Genomic DNA, 17,286 nt, shown 5'->3' with positions numbered 1-17,286 from the left:
TGTCAGGCAGGGTTGGCCGGCCTGCTGGGACCGCCGGGCCTGCTGACCGAGTTGATGCTGATCCCGATTAGCGGCAGAGCCGCACGCGGGTGATGGTCTCGATCGCCATCTGGTGCCCTGTCAGAAGGATGTGGCGTGCCTCCCGCAACTTTGAGCGGATCACCTGTTTCGACAGCGTCTGACTTATCGACGTCGCCGACGTCCGGGTTAGCTTCATCTTCCTGCTTCCCATCAAGCCTGGCCGCCTGGGTGCAGCGTTCAACAAATGCCGTCGCGACGATCTCCCCCTTGAGATAGCGATCCCTGAAGCGGATGACCGGCAGATCGCGTCCGAACCGGAGATAGCCGGTAAGGTTGGGCAGGTTCATGACTTCGGTCGGCATGACCAGCGGCCGGGTCACCTGCACCCGGGACAGGTTGACCCCGTCGCGCATGTCATTGACGCCATAGGACATGCCCTCATTGGCCTCGATCTGCTCGACCTGACCCAGATTTTCAGAGATCAGCCGCGCCGTGCCGCGATCATTGGCCCGCAGCGCAACCCAGGTGGAGCAGTAACCGGTGATGGCCGCCGCCTCCTGCGCACCATAGGTGGCTTCGAGCTGCGGATAGCTCTGGAACCCTAATATGCCGCAGCCGCCATATTTGCGGGCACGGGCAAGAAAGTCGCCCAAGGATGGCAGTTTATGGAGCGAGGGCAGCTCGTCGATCACGCAATAGAGACGCCGCTTGCGATCCGGCTCCATGCTCATGATCGCGGAGATGGCGATATCAAGCCAGACGGTGATAAGGGGTCGCAAGGTCGGCAGCTGGTCTGTCTTCACGGTGATGAACAGCCAGCTGTCATCCTCCTCGTCTGTCACCCAGTCGCGGATCGACAGCCCCTTTTCGGTGTCATCAAGATAAGCGAAGCTGCGCAGCATCGAGGCCAGTTCCGCCTGAATGCCCGCCGACGTCCGCTCCCCCTCGACCGACACGAAGGCCGCGCCGTTGGTGCCCGCGACAAAGGCAGCGAGCGCCTTCAGGTCGGAGCGCACGAGGATGTCGAGCATGGCAGACACCAGCATCCGCTTTTGCGTCACCAGCTTGCGCATGACCGCGACCATCGTGCCGCGCGCGGCGCGCGCCCAGAAGGGATCCTTGCCCTGATCGGGGATCGTGGACTCGGCCATCTGGTCATAATGATAGTCACGCGGGACATCGGCCCAGGGCGTCCATGCGTGCGATCTCTCATCGAGCGGATTGAGAATGATGTCCTTGCCGGGCCGATAGAAGCGCTCGACGAAGGTGCCGGCGGTATCATAGACGATCGCCCGCTTGCCCTCCGCCCGGATGCCGCTCAACATGCGGTTTAGGACGTTGGTTTTGCCCGTACCCGGCGCGCCGCTCACCAATATATGCTCCGCTTCGAACGCGGCGGGAATCTTCACCTTGCCGATGCGCAGCGGTCCCTTGCGCTGCCAGAACAGCAGCCGCCGAAGGTCTGACCGGCTCGCCAGCCGCGCCCCGCGCAGATATTCGTTGGAGCCCAGACCCCGACCCGTTCGGGTGAAGATGAACCAGGCGACCAGCAGCATGATAAGGGTGAACCCACCCGCTAGCACGGCCCCCCAGACGGCATGGTGCTCAAGCGCGCCAAGCGCCTTGCGGGCCACCCCCGATCCCATGAGCGCGTCACCGCTGGTCCAATAGCTTCTGCCTGCCGGTGTCCTGAACAGGAGGGGCGCGTCGCCCGGCACATTGCTACGGATCGATGCCTCGGCGATCTTGAGCAACACGAACCGCTCATAGCTGCCGAGCTTCTCGAACACATACCAGCCGGTCCCCAGAACCCAGATGGCCATCCCCGCCATCATGGTCTGGAAGAAGACCTGCGTGGTCATGCGGACATTGTGAACGATCGCCTGACCGCCCCTTGTCCAGGATCCCAGCGTATCATTGCGAAAGATGCTCATCGACCATCTCCCACATCATCACGGGTGACTTTACCGACCTCGCTCAAGGCATCCTTGTGAGGGTCGAGCAGGCCGCGCTCGCGCAAAAGATGGCGGGCATCGGCCATGCCGCGTTCGACCACCTGAGGGGAGGTTTCCGACGCGAGCGCGGCGAGAATGGCGAAGGTCTGGATCGAGACGCTGAGCAATTCGTCCTGCCCGGTATAGGCGTATCGCCCTCCCGGAAAGGCAACATCCTCAATGACTGGACGAAGAAATTCGGAGATCGAAAGTTGCGCATTGGCCGCGCGAAGTTTGACGCGGCGGTGCAATGCCTCATCGAGGCGGATAGTTATTATGGCCACACCATATTCCTTCAAAATCGGATATGGTCTGCCCGCCGTGGACGATGATAGCACCAGGCGGATGTAAGAAAACAGGATAATTGAATAGATCGCGACCTAGAGAAAAATCGTAACTGTGCAGTGACGTTTTCGACACAGTTGACGATCGCAGTCGCGCTGGCTCTGTAGGTCAGAAAAATACATGTATTCGGACTGCGGATTACATGTATTCAAATAAATCTCTCATCTATTCAGCATCTTGTCTGCAATGCGCTCGACCAGCGCAATACAGGTATGCAGAGGATAAATTTCGGCCCATCTCGTATTTTCGACACAAGGCGCTGTTATTGAACGATAAATTCTCGCAGCACCCGTGCGTACGGTGCATTACAAAACGCCAGAAGGGCGTGCGTCGCTGCTTCGCATGAGCTTTGCGAATGCGCCCGCAAAAATCGACCGAAGGGCGGCCCTGTCCGACAATGCAATGTTGAGCAGCCTCACCCGGCGAATCGGTCGGAATCTACCGCGAGGGGTCAGCCTGCTGCGGATGACAGAGTTCGACCCAGGCGCTAAAGCGCCCGTCCCACAGAGGAGATAGCATCATGCTTCCCGCGCGCACCTACAGCATATCGATCGATCGCAACTGGCAGCAGCTTTATGAGGCGATCTGGCAACCGGAGATATTCCCCAAATGGGGCGTCGCGCCTCACTGAGTCCGATCTTCGCCGGGGCGGGACCGGATGGCTTGCCGATGGTCCCGAAGGCCCGATGACGATCCGCTTCACGCCCCATAATGACCATGGGGTGATGGACCATTTCGTCGGGACAGGGGACGGGCAGGAGGTCCATGTTCCACTGCGCGTTATCGCCAATGGCGAGGGCGCGGAGGTCATGCTGACACTGTCTCATCAGCCTGGCATGACCGACGAGGATTTCGCGCGCGACGCCAAATGGATCACCCGCGATCTGCGGGCGCTCAAGACCTATGTGATGGGCTGAGCGCGGTTTCTAGTTCCGCAATCCGGGCGGTGCAGAGCTCGCGAACCAGCGTCTGCAACATCGCGACCCGTTCGGCGAGCCAGCCCAGTTCGTCCGCGCTGATGACATATTCCCGGGAATAGCGCGCCTTGATATAGGCCTCCCGCAACAGATTATAGGCGCGCTTCTCGAACTTGCTTTCGGTTGGCCAGACCGAACGGAGCCGGGGTTCCAGCTGCTCGGTCAGCGCCCGCAATCGGTTCAGATTATGGGTCTTGGGGGAATAAAGGGTACGCACCAGAAAGATGCAGTGATAGAGGCGCTCCGTGGCTTGGTGCAATTCGAACGCCGCCTTGCTCAGCCACCCTCGTCTCGTTGCGTCGTCAGCATGAACGTTGAACTGTTCGGCGCTTTCGAACCATTCCTCAAAATAGTCCCGCGTCTCCCGCAACGCCTCATCTGACGATAGCTGTTTCGGTTCGACGAACGGATGGCCGGGTTCCTCATGGAGGAGGATGCCGTCCCTGAGGATGTCCATGAAGAAGTAGCGCCCGAGCCGCAGCTTCTCATTCACATCGTCCAGACTGTGATAGACGAGACTGACCTGGGTGCGCAGCGCCTTGCCCTCGGTCAGCTCCTCCAGCAGCCGGTCCTCGGTCTTCGCCCAGAATTCCGTAATGTCGGTGAGGTCCTCATGATCGACCACCACCAAGATGTCATAGTCGGAGAAATAGCGCCCAACCGGATCCTCGACCCAGTCGCCGCGCGCATAGCTGCCGAACAGGATGATCTTGAGGATATGGCCATTGCGGAAACGCGGCTGGGTGCGGTGCTTGATGGCACGCGCGAAGCCCTCGCGGATGATCTCGACGACATGCGCCAGCTCCCGCCGCTTGGCAGCGGGCAAATTTACGGCAGGGTCGTCCAGCTCTCTCATGATGCCGCGCAGAATCGCGGCAAATCATCGCCTTGCCAAGCCCTGAAAGCCGGCAAGGCGATTTAGCGTCTATCGCATCTCTCGGACGATGGTCCGGATGGCCTCGAGCATATGCTGCTGCACCTGCTCGAGCGTCATGCCCTCCTGTCGGGCGATCTCGGCATAGGTCATCCCCTCCACCCGGTTGCAGAGAAACACCTGAAGCGCCTCGGGAGAAAGTTTTTGCAGCGCCGCTGCCGTCTTGGCCAGCTGTTCGGGATCATGGTCAGTCATGATCTTCTCCCCCCTCACCAAGATATGCGAGCAGATAATCGGCAGCCTTGCTGGCCTGACTGGCGGCGCGGAAGATCGCCTTGCTGTCCTCGCGCAGAACGGACAGCCATGCGCCCAGATAGTCGGCGTGACGGACGGTCGGCACGATGCCGAGTTCCGCGCAAAGGAAGGCGCTGGCCATTTCGGCAATCAGTTCTTCGCGCGCATAGGCGGGGCTGCCAAAGCCGGTAGAGGGAAGACGGTCGAGACGGGAAGCATGCCCGGTCCAGTGCCCCAGCTCATGCAGGACGGTGCGAAACCAGTTGATAGGCTCGTGGAAATGTTCGGGCCGGGGCACGCGAATGTAATCGTCCTGCGGGGCATAATAGGCTTCCCCGCCGCCGATCCGGATATCAGCGCCGGTCGCGCCGATCAGCGCATTTGCGCGTGGGATGATAAGGGCCTTGTTCCATGTCGTGACCGGCAAAGATGCCGCATCCTCCAGCCCTTCGCACTGGTCGAGGTTGAAGACGGTAAAGCGCTTGAGGAAAGCAATCTGGCGTGGCTCGCCATCCGGCCCGGTCGGGACAGTGTTGTCCTCTTTGGGCGTGAACCGATCCGCGTAACAGACGGTCGTGCCCTGCTCCCCTTTGCGGACATTGCCGCCCAGTGCCTGCGCCTGCCGGTAGGTGAGCCAGCGCTGCGAGCCATAGCCCTGCTCGAACAGCCGGTGCCACAGGATCAGCACATTGATCCCCGAATAGCGCCTGCCGGTCCCCGCATTGCGTGGCAGCCCCAAGGCCACCTTGCCATCATCCCATGGCCGCACCCATGGGAGGGTGCCTTCCTCGATCTGCGCAACGATCCGGTCGGTCACCTCGCTGTAGAGGCTTCCTCCCAAGCGCGCGGCCTTGTCCTGATATCCCATGTCCTTTCTCCTTCCCGCATCGCACCGGCCGCCGGAGTGGCGGGGGTGGGCGGCAGGAGCGAACCGGCAGGCCCACCGACCGAGGCGGGCAGCACCCGAAGGGCCGCAACGATAGTGGAGGAGTGGGGGATGGCCCCGACTTGCGGCTCGCCGCGGTGGGACTAGAGGGTAGCGACGCCCACCCCCGCCGCGCCGACAGGCCGATCAGACCAAGACCAGACGTCACTGCGCCCATTGCGTGGTGTCCGAAGCCAGACCCTTCGCGCTGCCTTTCGCAGCGCACCGCGTTCCCCAAACCTTCTCGCAAGCACCCCCGCCGGGCGGCGAAGCCGACCGGCGCGAAAATACGACCGCTGCGTCTGTCTCCAAGAGCGGAAAGGCAGGCGACAGATTACCGTCGCCTGCAAGATTTGGGATCAGGCTGCCTGCTGAACCCGTTCCTCCTCACTGGCGATCAGGCCCTCCTCGTGCGCGTTTGCTGCTTCCGGTTCTGGCTCCTCTCCATCCAGCCGTTCAAGCAGCGGAGCCACCGCCTTCCACCGCTCGACGCTGCCGACCCCGCCCCGTTCGGTGTAGGATGATGGCGGAAAGGTCATCCAGCGCGGCACCCAGGTATCCCGCTTCTCCCGACCGTTGTTCCCGGCAATGCAGTCCCGCACGATCTGGCGCTGCACCTTCGCGGTCGCCCCGTCATTGCCCGCCGCAGCTTCCTTACCCGCCACATCGACAAGGACGTGGCCCATCACCTCCCGATCACGGACAAGATCGAGCAGCGCATCGTCCGCCTGCCAGCATGACGCCACGTCGATATCCAGCTGGACGCCCAGCAGTTCGATCAGTGCCGACCCGGCTTCCAGCGTCTCACCCATGACAATGGCAAGGATGCCCAGTACCATGGCGTCATCAAGATCGAGCAGTCTCAGATAGAGCGGGATCAGCTCCCGATCATAGGCATGGCCGGTCACGGTCGGCGTTTCGGGATCGAGGCCAAGCAGGTCGAGGGCAATCCGCCGCTCTCTGTCGAAGTCGGCTTCCGATATGCAATTCTCGACGCTCTCGCTGATTGCGTCGGTCGCGCCACGCTGCGAGGCAACGTCCACCCGCCAAAGCGAGGAACCGGCAATGACATGGGCGACCATCAGCCGCAGGGCGATGGCGGGCGCAGTCCCGACCTTGGCCCGGACGGCGGCATGACGATGCAGATCGACATAGGTAGCCAGCGGCGCAGACAGTTCGGGTCGAACCGCCTTCTCGACGCTGCCGCCCTGTTCCAGCTTCCGCGCCTCTTTGAGGGTCACATAGCCCTCATGAAAGCTGACGTCGCCGCCATGGCCCATCGTCACATAGACGCGCCCACCCTTGGCCTTGGGACAACGCTCATGCTCCCATGAATGAAAAGCCTCGCCCCGCGCCATGACGGCAACATCCTGCCAACCGGCATCGCGCAGAGTCTCAACCTTCTCGGCAACTGCCGCCTCCTGCATCTGCCAGAAGAGGTCGGCATCGGCGAAATAGCTGTGATCGCCGAACAAGTCAGCCACGATCCCGCCCTTGTAGTCAGCCGGATCGAACAGCGCTTTGTCCGTCGCAATGGCAGAACCGCCCAGTAGCCATGACTTCACATGATGCCCCATCGGCGGACGAACATCCTTATCGTCCAGCAGCGCCAACCATTCGCGCTGCCGCGCCTTGGACGCCAAGGTCAGATGCCGCACGGTCACGGCATCGATCGTGTCACCGCGATAGAGATTGCGGATGCGGGGCAGCAGATTGCCCAAGGCCAGCGTCCGCTTCACCTGTAGGGCGGTAAGACCGAAGGTCAGCGAAATATCCTCTGGCGATCGGCCTTCCTTCACCAGCCGGGTGAACGTCTCCCAGCGCGTCACCTCATCGGGATCGAGCCGGGCGATATTCTCGATGAGCGAGGCTTCCAGCGCCGCCGCATCGTCTCCTGCTTCCATGATCGCACAGGGCAGCGGATCGACGCTCCCCTCCTCCTGCGCCACGATCAGCGCGGCATGATAGCGGCGCTTGCCCGCGACGATTTCATAGGTGGTGGGCGATCCGTTCTGCCGCACGATCAGCGGCACCAGCACTCCCCGCGCCCGAACCGACGGCAGGATATTCGTCAGGTCCGGCGCTTTCTTCACGCCCCGCATGTTCGCAGGCGAAATCGAGAGGCAGGCAATGTCGATATGCTTGAGTTCCATCTTCCTTACTCCTCTTGCACACACCGGACCCCGGAAAAGCGGAGTGGGCGGCAAGAGCGTACCGGCAGGCCCGACAAAGCGGCGGGCTGCATCCGAAGGACCGGAACGCGAGTGAAGGAGCCGCGCCATCGGCCGGCTTGCCGCCCGCCGCGACGGGCCTAGAGGGAAGCGACGCCCACACCGCTTGGCCGGGACCGGCCAACGCCATCGCTTGCCAGCGATGTCCGCCAGTGATCCGCCAGGATCGCGCGTCAGCGATCGTCACCCGGCAGGGCCGAGACAAGCAAAGCGCGGGCTCGGTGGCGCACAGCGGCATAGAGCGCGGCCCGGAGGGGACGCCCTAAAGATCTATGTTGCCGGTCTTTGATATGCACCTCGACGGAACGAAGCCGTTTACAGTTATTTCACTCATTGCACTTATTGCGTTTATAGAGTGAAATCCCTATATGCATAACATCCACCCCAAGCCCATTGGAGACTGACATGAGCGAGCAAGCGCTTTCCGAGCGGCCGCCTACGGAAAACGAGGTCCGCGCGGCCTCTGAAGCCGCACGTCTTCTGGCCAAGGCCCTGACCCCGGCTGGTTTACCGATCAGCGTCGAGAAAAATGGCGATCAGTTCCAACTCGAGCTACCTGCTCCGCTGGGACAACTCATGCTTGACGTCCTGACGCATGTCGGACGCGGCGAGATGATCACCCTCGTTCCCTATGGCGCGGAGCTGACCACCAAGGAGGCCGCCGATCTTCTGAACGTATCGCGCCCCTTCTTGGTTAAGCTGCTCGACGAAGGGGTGATCGGCCATCACAAGGTCGGCTCTCACCGCAGGATACGCGCCAGCGAACTGCTGGACTACAAAGCCAGGCGGGATGAGGAACGCCGCGCCGCGCTGACGGAGCTACAGCGCCTTGGCCAGGAGTTTGACGCCGATTGAGTGATATAGCAGACCGCTTTGTCGTCATACTCGACGCCAATGTCCTCTATCCATTCAGGGTAAGGGACACCCTGCTTCGCTTCGCCGAAGCAGGGCTGTTCCGCGCACGCTGGTCGCCGACCATCATGGACGAGTGGACACGCAATCTGCTTGCCAAGCGACCGGATATGGAGCCCAGCATCCGATCACAGATCGCCGCGATGGAACGCGCTTTCCCGGAGAGCTGTGTCAGCGGCGCGGAAGGCCTCATCCCCGCGCTCGAACTCCCTGACCCCAACGATCGCCATGTGCTGGCGACAGCCATCCGCGCGGGCGCCGAACATATCGTCACCGAAAATCTCAAGGATTTCCCGGATGAGGCGCTCGCGCCATTCGGCATCACAGCCGTGACGCCTGATGATTTCCTGAGCAGCACTTTCGAGCTTTATCCGGGCGAAGCCCTTTCCACTCTGCGCGCTATGCGGCGAGACTATCGAAACCCGCCATTTTCACCGGGCGAGTTCATCTTCGAGCTTCAGCGCAAGGGCCTGCCCAAACTGGCATCGATGCTGAAGGAGCATATCGACCTTCTATGATGCGGTCGGCCAAGCCCGAAAAATGGCGATCCGCAATAGAGGGGCCAGACGATCCGTCGCCGAGTCAGCCGGAACCGTCGGTCGCGTTAGGCCGCGCCTTCGCTTAGAAACTCGCCCGATAGGCCGTAGGCAGCAAGCCGACATGATCGGTCAACGGCGGCTCCAACTCGAACGCTTTGGCCGACCGGGCAAAATCATAGACCCGCAGCAGCCTAAAGGCATCCGGCCGCTCCTGCGAGAAGGCCAGCTCATTGCTCGAAAGGTAGAAAGGCGTCCGCGCATATCCAAGCGTGGTCTTGACCTCCAGCAGCCGCTCGCCGCCATCCAAGCCATAGGAGCGGATATCATAACCCGCGCCATCGCCATCCTCCTGCGCGACCCAGCGCACCTTGCGCGCCAGATCTTCCCGCCCGGCAGCCGAAAGCCGCAGTCGCTCGGCATGAAAGGCTCGCTCTTCGCCGCGCATTCCCAAGGATCGATTGCGGGCATCGCGCGCCGCTGGATCGAATTTGCGCACCAGCCGCTTAAGCGGCTGTGTGCTGGTCTTCTCGCCGACGACAAGAATCGGCGGATCAACGATAGCCAAGCCCGCGCTATCACCGATGACAGCTTCATCGAACGTCACAAGAGAGGGTGGCCGGCTCGGCGAACCAAGATAGCGCCCAACCCCTTCGATCAATGCACCCTGAAAATTCTCGCGCGGCTTATAGCCTTTGATGATGGGTAACCCCAGCCGCTCCAGCACCGCGCTGATATTGCCATGCTTGAACTCGATCGAGGCATGGGAGCGATTGATGAGCTGCTGAAGCGCGATATTGCGATGGGACTTCACAAAGGACTGCCCGGCCAGCTCCATCTGGAGCATCGCGAAATAATCCGCAACGATCAGATCGATCTCCCGATCCGTCCAGTCCGATCCTCTGCTGTCCGCTCCCGCCATACACGATCGCTATCATGCAAGCCGGCATTGTCCAATGCCAACCCCATGCCTATCCAAGACAATTCGACCCGGCTCAATCCACATTCAAGGCGAAGAAACCTGATGGCCCGCTACCGCCCAATCACATTGGAGGGACTGCTGATGCAGGACGGACGCCAACTTGTCCTGCGTATGGCGGATGGCGGTCAATGGCGTCTACTGGCGCTCGGCAGGCAGGACCATCTTCTCGGCCGTCATGTGCGCGTCGAAGGCGCGCGTGAGGGCCATGACATTGTCGCGGCCGACAGGATCATCGCCAAATGACGCTTACCCAGGTGCCGTGGGGCGCGGCATCCATGCTCATCCGCACCCATGGCGACCACGCCACAGCCTATGCCGACAAAAGAATTTCTGCGCTGGCCGCCATCGATGACGTCGACGGTGTCGCGGTGTGGAAGAAAATCGCCAATTGCATCAATCAGCTGAGCGGAACGGGATCATCAAATTAGCTGCGTCATTTGATGTTACACCTGACGGGCTCTATCTCGCGCCTGTCTCCATCCGCTGAAGCTAATGGCGATCTTCCTACCCTCCACTCAGGAGCAACAAAAATGTCCGAACAGCCGGTCGCACAAGATACGCTCATCACCCTCACCGCCGACATCGTCGCGGCGCATGTTTCCAATAACAGCGTCAGCGTCGGCGATCTGCCGCAGCTGATCGCCAATGTGCATCAGGCTTTGACCGGACTCAGCTCGGACGAGCCGGAAACGCCCAAACTCGAACCCGCCGTCTCGATCCGCGCCTCGGTGAAGCCCGATTACATCATTTGCCTGGAAGACGGTAAGAAGCTCAAGATGCTCAAGCGCCATCTGATGACCCATTATCAGATGACCCCGGCCGACTACCGCGCAAAATGGGGCCTCCCCGCCGACTACCCCATGGTCGCGCCCAGCTATGCGGCCACGCGCAAGGAACTGGCCCACAAGATCGGCCTGGGGCGCAAGCCCAAGGCAGCCGCACCCGCCGCAAAGGCTCCGGCTGCCCGCACGCACAAAGCCAAGGCGGAACCCGAACTCGCCTGAACGACGCGCGGAGAAACCGAATTTTCACCATGGGGCGGCATGATGCCGCCCCATGTCGTTCAAGAAGCCCTTCCGCGCCGTTCCCGTTCGCCATGGCGGCCATTATGCTGCGCAGAGGCTCAAGCGCCGCCAAGAGGCGCTCGCCGCGAAATTGGCCGCTGGCACCATGCTGGTCGCCGCCGTGGGGGCCGGATCATTCTTCATGCGGGATCGCGATGCTCCAGTGATGACGGAGCAAAGCCAATCGGTCGAGGCGATTCCCTATACCCCGCCGCACATGATGTCGGCGGCGGAGCTGGATGCTCAACAGCCGTCGTCTGGCGCCGTAGCTCCTCAACAAGCCGCTCCAGCAAAGACAAGCGGGAGCAGCTGGTCCTATCCCAACTGCCGCGCCGCCCGTGCGGCCGGAGCCGCACCGCTTTATGCCGGCCAGCCCGGCTATGGCCCGCACATGGATGGCGATGGCGACGGCATCGCGTGCGAACCCTATCGCGGGCAACGCTAACCCCCAATCGTCAAACGGACATCACGATTGGCCAACGAACCGCTTCAAGCTATTGAGGCAGTCCGAACCGGGGGACGACGCTGAACAGCTACGATCAGACGATCGCCGCTTATCATGATGCGGCCCATGAACTTGCAGAGCGCTATGACGCTTTGCCGTCTGGCGCGGCATTTCACGCGCTCCAACCTCTCTTTCCGTCATCCGGCCTCGCGCTCGACGTCGGCGCAGGCTCAGGGCGAGATGCAAGATGGCTGCGGAGCCTTGGCTTCGATGTCGTTGCAGTGGAACCGGCGGAAGGATTTCGCCTTCACGCCGCAACCAAGCCAGCCGACGGCATTCGGTGGCTCGACGATCGGTTGCCCTCTCTCGATCAGGTCCACCGACTGGCGCTATCCTTCGACCTCATTACGATTTCGGCGGTTTGGCAGCACATCGCTCCGGACGATCGCGCGCGGGCCTTTCGCAAACTGGTGACGCTCCTTCGGCCCGGCGGCGTCCTCGCCATGACGCTCCGCGTTGGCCCTGCCCCTGCCGATCGCCCTATGCATCCGACCTCAAGCGGAGAGATCGAAGGCCTGGCGCGTGCGCATGGCATGGAAGTGCTGAAAGTTCAGGCATCGAACGATCTGCAAGGGCGGGATGGCGTCAGCTGGACAGGCGTTGCCCTTCGCATGCCCGATGACGGGACCGGCGCGCTACCGCTCGTCCGGGGCATCGTTCTCGGCGATGAAAAATCCTCAACCTATAAGCTTGGACTGCTGCGCGCTGTGGCCCGCGTCGCCGAACAGTCGCCGGCGGCGGCACTTCCCGCGCCCGATCAACCGGACGCCGTTGAACTGCCGCTCGGCTTGGTCGCCCTCTATTGGGTCCGGATGTACCTGCCCTTGGTTAGGCTGGGCCTTCCGCAACTGCCCAAGAATAGTGGACCAGACCGCCTTGGCTTTGCCAAGGCAGGATTCCGCCGACTGCTGGCGGACGCCACCGATCCAGCCGAATTGCGCGTCGGCGCTGTCTTCGACCCCGATCGTGCCACAGCCATCCTTGCGGCGGTGAACGAGGCCGCATCCACGATCGCAGCGATGCCGGCCAATTTCACACGGTTCCCGAACAGCGATCAGCGGGTATTCGAAGTTGCCCGGCAGCGCCGAACGAAAGCAACCGGGATGGAACTTGATCTCACACGCCTCCAAGCTTGGGGGACGCTGGTTGTGCCTGGCCATCTCTGGCGTGCCCTGTCCCGTTTCGGCGCCTGGATCGAGCCGATGCTCGTCGCCGAATGGAGCCGCCTCATGCGGACCTACGCCGAACGGATGAGCCTTCCCGTTCCGCCGGGAATGGCGGAAGCCGCCCTGGAATGGCGCGAGCCGGTTCGCAGCACGTCGATCGCTCGCCTTGCCGCAGAACGAATTTCTCGAAGCGATCGCCAGCTTGAATGCATCTGGACCGGCCAGAAGCTGCCGCTGACGCGGTTGGACATCGACCATTGCCTGCCTTGGGCGGCATGGCCGTGCAGCGATCTTTGGAACCTCGGCCCTTGCGACCGAAAGGTAAATCAGCACCAGAAGCGAGACAGGCTGCCATCCGCAGCAATCTTTGCGGACAGTCGAGATCGGATCATCAGCTGGTGGGAGGAGGCCTATCTCACCGACGATGCTTTGAGCGCGAGGTTTGAGCGCGAAGTTTCCGCCGCGTTGCCGGTCGCTGGTCACGGCAACCTTGGTGATATTTATTCAGCGTTAGATTGGCGCAGATTGCGTCTTTTACAGGATCAGCGGGTGCCGGAATGGACGTTAAGCGCCACATCATCAAATATGAACTTTATTACACTAAGGCAGCTTTAAACCATCCGAGCAATATCGGAGGGATCAATCATGGATTATAAACTTGCAGTTCGGCATATTTAAAATCAATCGAATAGCGTTTCTGTGAGTCGAGCAGCGATGACTTTGGTCGGATAGGAAAGTGGGTGCAGATTAAAGATATCTGATGGATTTAAAAACTGAAGACTGCCGTGCTTGTCAGGTTCAAGATTGGCTACTTTGCCAGTATAGTTAGTAACACGGCATAGCGCTATCATTATATCCGAATAATCGTCTAAGTTAGCTGGCTTATGAATTTTATCGAATAGTTCGATGTTCTGCGAGATGATGCCTAGTTCCTCGTATGCTTCTCGCTTGGCAGCATGTATGTCGCCCTCGCCGATTTCAACCTTGCCTAGAGGCACCGTCCAGAAACGGTATTTGGTATGCCAAAAGACGAGAAGTCGATCTTCGTCGTCAGCAACCATAAGAGCGACGGTGTCAGGGCTGCGTTCGCTTGGATCGGCGGTTTCGACCATGTCTGCCCCTTGGAACTCAAGAGTTAGGCTAGCTTACATTACCTCGCGGCAGGCGCAAGATCGTCTGGCCTCAATTGCTGCACGGAGACTCGCTCTCCCTAAGAATTTCTTCTCGACCATAGCAATCAAGCTAGAGGCGATCCGCCAAAGTCTCCGGTCCACCCTTGTAGGCTGTTCCAAGCGTCACATGCCGCGATTGTCGAGCGTCGGCCTGCGTCGTTCCATCTTTGTTGAGTTTCGCCGCCAGAATATCCAAGAGATGTTGGATTGCCTGCCGACCCGCCACGGTTTCAGCAATTAGCGGCAGTAATTCGTAATGCACGATCTCTCGCGGCGTCCGGGTGGAAGTCGAAAGGCTGTGGCCGCAGCCTGAACTTTCTGCGGGAATCCCAAGTGCTCCGACGAGAGCTGTGGTTGCCTCTTCCTCAAGGAAGAACATAGGGCGTCCAATGGTGTAGGATTGACCTTGTAACGAACGCCGTTCGACAGGAGGCTCGGAGGTGTGCGCTTTGCCTTGAAATAATAAGTCGGTGAGGCTGTCTATTTGGAGCTGACTGCCCCCGCGCAGCTCTAGAGCGATGCGCATCCCAAGCTCACGAAACCGGCTGCGCTCAAAGACAAGATTGTCACCCTGCCATCGGTCAATATGCATCAAAGCTGACTTAAGAAATGATGATACTGCGTCGGTGGCATGATGGGCGAACAAAATCGTAGGTACTTCGTGTCGTGCAATATCGACCAACGAAAGGATTTTACAATTGTAGCAGTTGGTGCAAGGGGTTACTATAGAACTGGAAGCATCAGAGCTATCAAGGAAGGCGCGCCTGACAGCGAGGTCGCGTCTAATGCCGGGTTCGGTTAAATCATCGTGTACCAAATCGGCGACCGTGAGGATGTCAACAGGTTGACCGAGTGCAGCAGCCAATCGCTCAATGCGATATTTCCAGTCCTTAGCGTAACCCATGTCCACGGCACGCAACCGGACTTTGCGGCCCATGGCGGCCATGGCGCTTGCTAAGGCAATGGAATCCTTCCCGCCAGAAAACGCGAGCGTTGCGCCTGGTGCCCAAATGGCTGGAAAGCGCGCAAGCGCTGCTTCCGTGGCCTGAACCACTCGATCTAAGGCTTGCGATTGATTCATTACCCGCCTCAGAAAATATAAATGTAGTTGCGTGACATTTTGATCAACGTCTGATTACAAGGTCGCGGGGGATATATATGCATATCGCGGTCTCAGGCAATCTCGGATCCGGAAAAACAACTGTTGCTCAAGGGTTAGCCAAAGCATTCGCCTGCGAACTCTACCCTCGTCGTTCGTATAACAGGAGTTATATCGAGGACCTGTTTCGCGAACCGCAAAGGTGGACGACAGAAGCGCAAATCTCTTTCATAGTCCACAAACACGACGAGGTGCGCCAAGGGATGGAACGCGGCAAGCTATTTATTCTCGACCGCTCATTTGACGAAGAAATTGCAGTATTTGCAGAGCGTTTTCATGATGATGGAACTATTGATAGCCGAAGTATAGAATTGCTTCGTCAACTAGCGGCCGACTTGCGGCAACGACTAGAGCAGCCATCGTTAATTGTATTATGCGATTGTCCGGTCACCGCATGTCGAGATCGATTAGCTGCGCGCCCTCGTAGTTATCAAGCATCTTATCCGGATGACCATCTTGAAAAGCTTGATTCTCGTCTCCGGGCATGGATTGGAAAACAGTCTATCCCGATTTTGGTCATCAACACGCTAGAAACCGACTACCGCGACGAAGCAAATGCAAGAGAATTAGCTCGGCGGATCGATCAGGAATTGACGCGCGCACGCTCCAACCAGTTGGATCTGTTCGCTGAACACGGCGAACCAGATTTTGAGGACGCTGCGTCACGACCGTCTTTGCTCCGTAAGCGGCGAGTATATCTTGCTGCGCCCTTCACTGCACGCGCCACGATGAAGGTGAGGGCATCGTCTGATGAGGGCTATCTTTTCGACGGAGATGGTTCCACCGAGGACATCCCAGTTGCCTACCGCAGGAAACTGACCGCGCTCGCTCGTGCGATCGAAGACCATGGCCATGAAGTGCTGCTGCCGCATCGCGACATTAATCGCTGGGGAAAGCGCTCTCTTTCAAGCAGTGAAGTCGCAAGGAGGTGTTTGGCGGCGGTGGAGGATTCGGACTGCTTTATTGGTTTGATCGCGGAGAGCTTCGGCAGTCATGCGGAGTTCGCCTACGCTCTTGGCCTTGGCAAGCCGAGCTTGATCATGCTCAGCTCACGAGATCCGACCAGCTTCTTTGGCCAAGGTATGGCAGCATTGCAAGGTGTCGCCACTATCTCGGCTAAATCTATTGGTACGCTAACGACGGCTGTCAAACAGATTGATCCTCTAACGAAAATGACGTGGGGCGGTAGATGGGTGGGAAGATAATTAAGGCGTTTCGCGAGCGGTCGGCGATCTGGCAAGCGGTTGTCGTAGCAGTGGTTAGCTACGCCTCCGCTGTTATCGTCAACCTCGTCACCGCAGACGCCAGCAGTAACGCACGTTTCTGGTTACTTGTCTCCGGGGGGCTGGTCGCCTGCGTAATAATGGCACTAGTGGCGACCGCGATCGATGCCCTTAGTCGCGCGGACCGCGTCAGGCTTGAGCGGGAATACGCGACACATCGCAGCGGCTATCAAACTCTCAACCGTGAGATCGGCCAGTACATCAGCTTGGCACGGCAATTACGCCCGGGAGCCCCTGAATTGGCGCAGGCCGTGATCAGTATGATGTTCAGCGCTTGCCAAGACCTTTACGACACGCTCGAGACTGAATACGGGTTCAAGGTGAGTGTCAGCGACCACGTTGAGTTCGAAGTAACCTTTATGACCCGCTCTCTTGGGGACGACGAGATCACCATTGCCGCTTGGGCAAATCGTGATGGTCGCGCGCCAAAAAGTCTGGCAGGCCGCAAAGCGAATTCCAAGGCCTACTCTGGCACCGAAACTGATCTCCTGTATCAGGATGTGAACCGGACACCGCGATTTATCGAATCAACAGATGGCACCGGATACAAGGAACTTTATCCTGGCCAGAAGACTAGGATAAAATCATCGGTGATTTGGCCTGTGGTCGATGATGAATTCGGTTTACGCGGAACTCTGGTCGTTCATTGTGATCGTCATGAGTTTTTCTCATCTAAGGCTGAGAAGTTATGGCGTGAAACTCTCGAACCATACACAAAGCGATTGGCTTTGGCTCGCGTTCTTGCTGACCGTGTCGCTGAAGGCCCGCATAAGCCTAGCTTCTGAAGCTGCAGAAGGACTTGTTCCTTTCCATGCATCAGGATGCCAGAGCCGAATGGGGCCGCTG

Annotated in this window: 19 protein-coding genes and 1 pseudogene; 11 read left to right on the top strand and 9 right to left on the bottom strand. The window is 59.6% G+C overall.

The window, feature by feature from the left end:
• Window positions 1-2 precede the first annotated feature (2 nt).
• Window positions 3-1,955: a type IV secretion system DNA-binding domain-containing protein gene (locus tag JQK15_RS12310; RefSeq protein WP_214865785.1), complete on the bottom strand. Its 1,953-nt coding sequence runs from the start codon at window positions 1,953-1,955 to the stop codon at window positions 3-5.
• Complete coding sequence (locus JQK15_RS12305) at window positions 1,952-2,314, bottom strand: CopG family transcriptional regulator (protein ID WP_251007721.1); 363 nt, start codon at window positions 2,312-2,314, stop codon at window positions 1,952-1,954. The genes JQK15_RS12310 and JQK15_RS12305 overlap by 4 nt, the downstream gene beginning before the upstream one ends.
• A 732-nt stretch (window positions 2,315-3,046) precedes the next feature.
• Here JQK15_RS12305 and JQK15_RS26875 point away from each other — a divergent pair.
• Window positions 3,047-3,277: a hypothetical protein gene (locus JQK15_RS26875; protein ID WP_251007720.1), complete on the top strand. Its 231-nt coding sequence runs from the start codon at window positions 3,047-3,049 to the stop codon at window positions 3,275-3,277.
• Here the strand turns inward: JQK15_RS26875 and JQK15_RS12295 are convergent.
• The 4 genes from JQK15_RS12295 to JQK15_RS12280 all read right to left on the bottom strand — a co-directional run bounded on the left by JQK15_RS12295 (window position 3,255) and on the right by JQK15_RS12280 (window position 7,583).
• On the bottom strand, window positions 3,255-4,193 hold the full coding sequence (locus tag JQK15_RS12295; RefSeq protein ID WP_214865783.1) for a HEPN domain-containing protein: 939 nt from the start codon (window positions 4,191-4,193) through the stop codon (window positions 3,255-3,257). The genes JQK15_RS26875 and JQK15_RS12295 overlap by 23 nt on opposite strands.
• 69 nt (window positions 4,194-4,262) lie before the next feature.
• Entirely contained in the window at window positions 4,263-4,466 is a 204-nt protein-coding gene (locus JQK15_RS12290) for an RNA polymerase sigma factor (RefSeq protein ID WP_214865781.1), read from the bottom strand.
• Complete coding sequence (locus JQK15_RS12285) at window positions 4,459-5,373, bottom strand: ArdC family protein (RefSeq protein WP_214865779.1); 915 nt, start codon at window positions 5,371-5,373, stop codon at window positions 4,459-4,461. The genes JQK15_RS12290 and JQK15_RS12285 overlap by 8 nt, the downstream gene beginning before the upstream one ends.
• A 416-nt stretch (window positions 5,374-5,789) precedes the next feature.
• Window positions 5,790-7,583: a ParB/RepB/Spo0J family partition protein gene (locus tag JQK15_RS12280; protein ID WP_214865777.1), complete on the bottom strand. Its 1,794-nt coding sequence runs from the start codon at window positions 7,581-7,583 to the stop codon at window positions 5,790-5,792.
• A 483-nt stretch (window positions 7,584-8,066) separates the two neighbouring features.
• On the opposite strand from JQK15_RS12280, the gene JQK15_RS26870 reads away from it, so the two are divergent.
• Together JQK15_RS26870 and JQK15_RS12270 are read left to right on the top strand one after the other, a co-directional pair.
• A complete protein-coding gene (locus tag JQK15_RS26870; protein ID WP_251007719.1) occupies window positions 8,067-8,516 on the top strand; it encodes a helix-turn-helix domain-containing protein in 450 nt (149 codons plus the stop codon).
• Window positions 8,513-9,091, top strand: a complete 579-nt coding sequence (locus tag JQK15_RS12270) for a PIN domain-containing protein (protein WP_214865775.1) — start codon at window positions 8,513-8,515, stop codon at window positions 9,089-9,091. The genes JQK15_RS26870 and JQK15_RS12270 overlap by 4 nt, the downstream gene beginning before the upstream one ends.
• Before the next feature lie 103 nt (window positions 9,092-9,194).
• Here JQK15_RS12270 and JQK15_RS12265 read toward each other — a convergent pair whose 3' ends face one another.
• Window positions 9,195-10,031, bottom strand: coding sequence for a protein NO VEIN domain-containing protein (locus JQK15_RS12265; RefSeq protein WP_214865773.1), 837 nt, complete (start codon window positions 10,029-10,031; stop codon window positions 9,195-9,197).
• A 102-nt stretch (window positions 10,032-10,133) separates the two neighbouring features.
• Here JQK15_RS12265 and JQK15_RS12260 point away from each other — a divergent pair, with 102 nt between their 5' ends.
• The 6 genes and pseudogenes from JQK15_RS12260 (at window position 10,134) to JQK15_RS12240 (ending at window position 13,441) form a co-directional block, all read left to right on the top strand.
• Window positions 10,134-10,334, top strand: coding sequence for a DUF5818 domain-containing protein (locus JQK15_RS12260; protein WP_214865771.1), 201 nt, complete (start codon window positions 10,134-10,136; stop codon window positions 10,332-10,334).
• Window positions 10,331-10,519, top strand: a complete 189-nt coding sequence (locus JQK15_RS12255; RefSeq protein WP_214865769.1) for a DUF6961 family protein — start codon at window positions 10,331-10,333, stop codon at window positions 10,517-10,519. Before JQK15_RS12260 ends, JQK15_RS12255 begins: the two co-directional genes overlap by 4 nt.
• A 102-nt stretch (window positions 10,520-10,621) precedes the next feature.
• Entirely contained in the window at window positions 10,622-11,095 is a 474-nt protein-coding gene (locus JQK15_RS12250; RefSeq protein WP_214865767.1) for a Ros/MucR family transcriptional regulator, read from the top strand.
• A 52-nt stretch (window positions 11,096-11,147) separates the two neighbouring features.
• Window positions 11,148-11,600, top strand: coding sequence for an excalibur calcium-binding domain-containing protein (locus JQK15_RS26865; protein ID WP_251007718.1), 453 nt, complete (start codon window positions 11,148-11,150; stop codon window positions 11,598-11,600).
• A gap of 152 nt (window positions 11,601-11,752) precedes the next feature.
• Window positions 11,753-12,046: pseudogene (locus JQK15_RS26860) on the top strand (class I SAM-dependent methyltransferase); the annotation flags it as partial.
• 147 nt (window positions 12,047-12,193) lie between these two features.
• The gene (locus JQK15_RS12240; protein WP_251007729.1) at window positions 12,194-13,441 is read left to right on the top strand and encodes a DUF8808 domain-containing protein; all 1,248 of its coding nucleotides are present in this window, start codon (window positions 12,194-12,196) and stop codon (window positions 13,439-13,441) included.
• Between the two features lie 65 nt (window positions 13,442-13,506).
• Here JQK15_RS12240 and JQK15_RS12235 read toward each other — a convergent pair whose 3' ends face one another.
• Together JQK15_RS12235 and JQK15_RS12230 are read right to left on the bottom strand one after the other, a co-directional pair.
• Window positions 13,507-13,938 (bottom strand): NUDIX hydrolase, encoded by a 432-nt coding sequence (locus tag JQK15_RS12235; protein ID WP_214865765.1) that lies wholly within the window; start codon window positions 13,936-13,938, stop codon window positions 13,507-13,509.
• Between the two features lie 130 nt (window positions 13,939-14,068).
• Entirely contained in the window at window positions 14,069-15,079 is a 1,011-nt protein-coding gene (locus JQK15_RS12230; RefSeq protein ID WP_214865763.1) for a tRNA lysidine(34) synthetase, read from the bottom strand.
• Between the two features lie 77 nt (window positions 15,080-15,156).
• On the opposite strand from JQK15_RS12230, the gene JQK15_RS12225 reads away from it, so the two are divergent.
• Both JQK15_RS12225 and JQK15_RS12220 read left to right on the top strand, forming a co-directional pair.
• Window positions 15,157-16,362, top strand: a complete 1,206-nt coding sequence (locus tag JQK15_RS12225) for a deoxynucleoside kinase (protein WP_214865761.1) — start codon at window positions 15,157-15,159, stop codon at window positions 16,360-16,362.
• Window positions 16,347-17,225 carry a hypothetical protein gene (locus JQK15_RS12220; protein WP_214865759.1) on the top strand — a complete coding sequence of 293 codons (879 nt, stop codon included), beginning with the start codon at window positions 16,347-16,349 and terminating at the stop codon, window positions 17,223-17,225. The genes JQK15_RS12225 and JQK15_RS12220 overlap by 16 nt, the downstream gene beginning before the upstream one ends.
• Window positions 17,226-17,286: the final 61 nt, after the last annotated feature.

It is taken from the genome of Sphingobium sp. BHU LFT2 (assembly GCF_018604485.1).
GTDB classification, from domain to species: Bacteria; Pseudomonadota; Alphaproteobacteria; order Sphingomonadales; family Sphingomonadaceae; genus Sphingobium; species Sphingobium yanoikuyae_A.
This window is presented reverse-complemented; position numbering and strand designations above follow the sequence as displayed.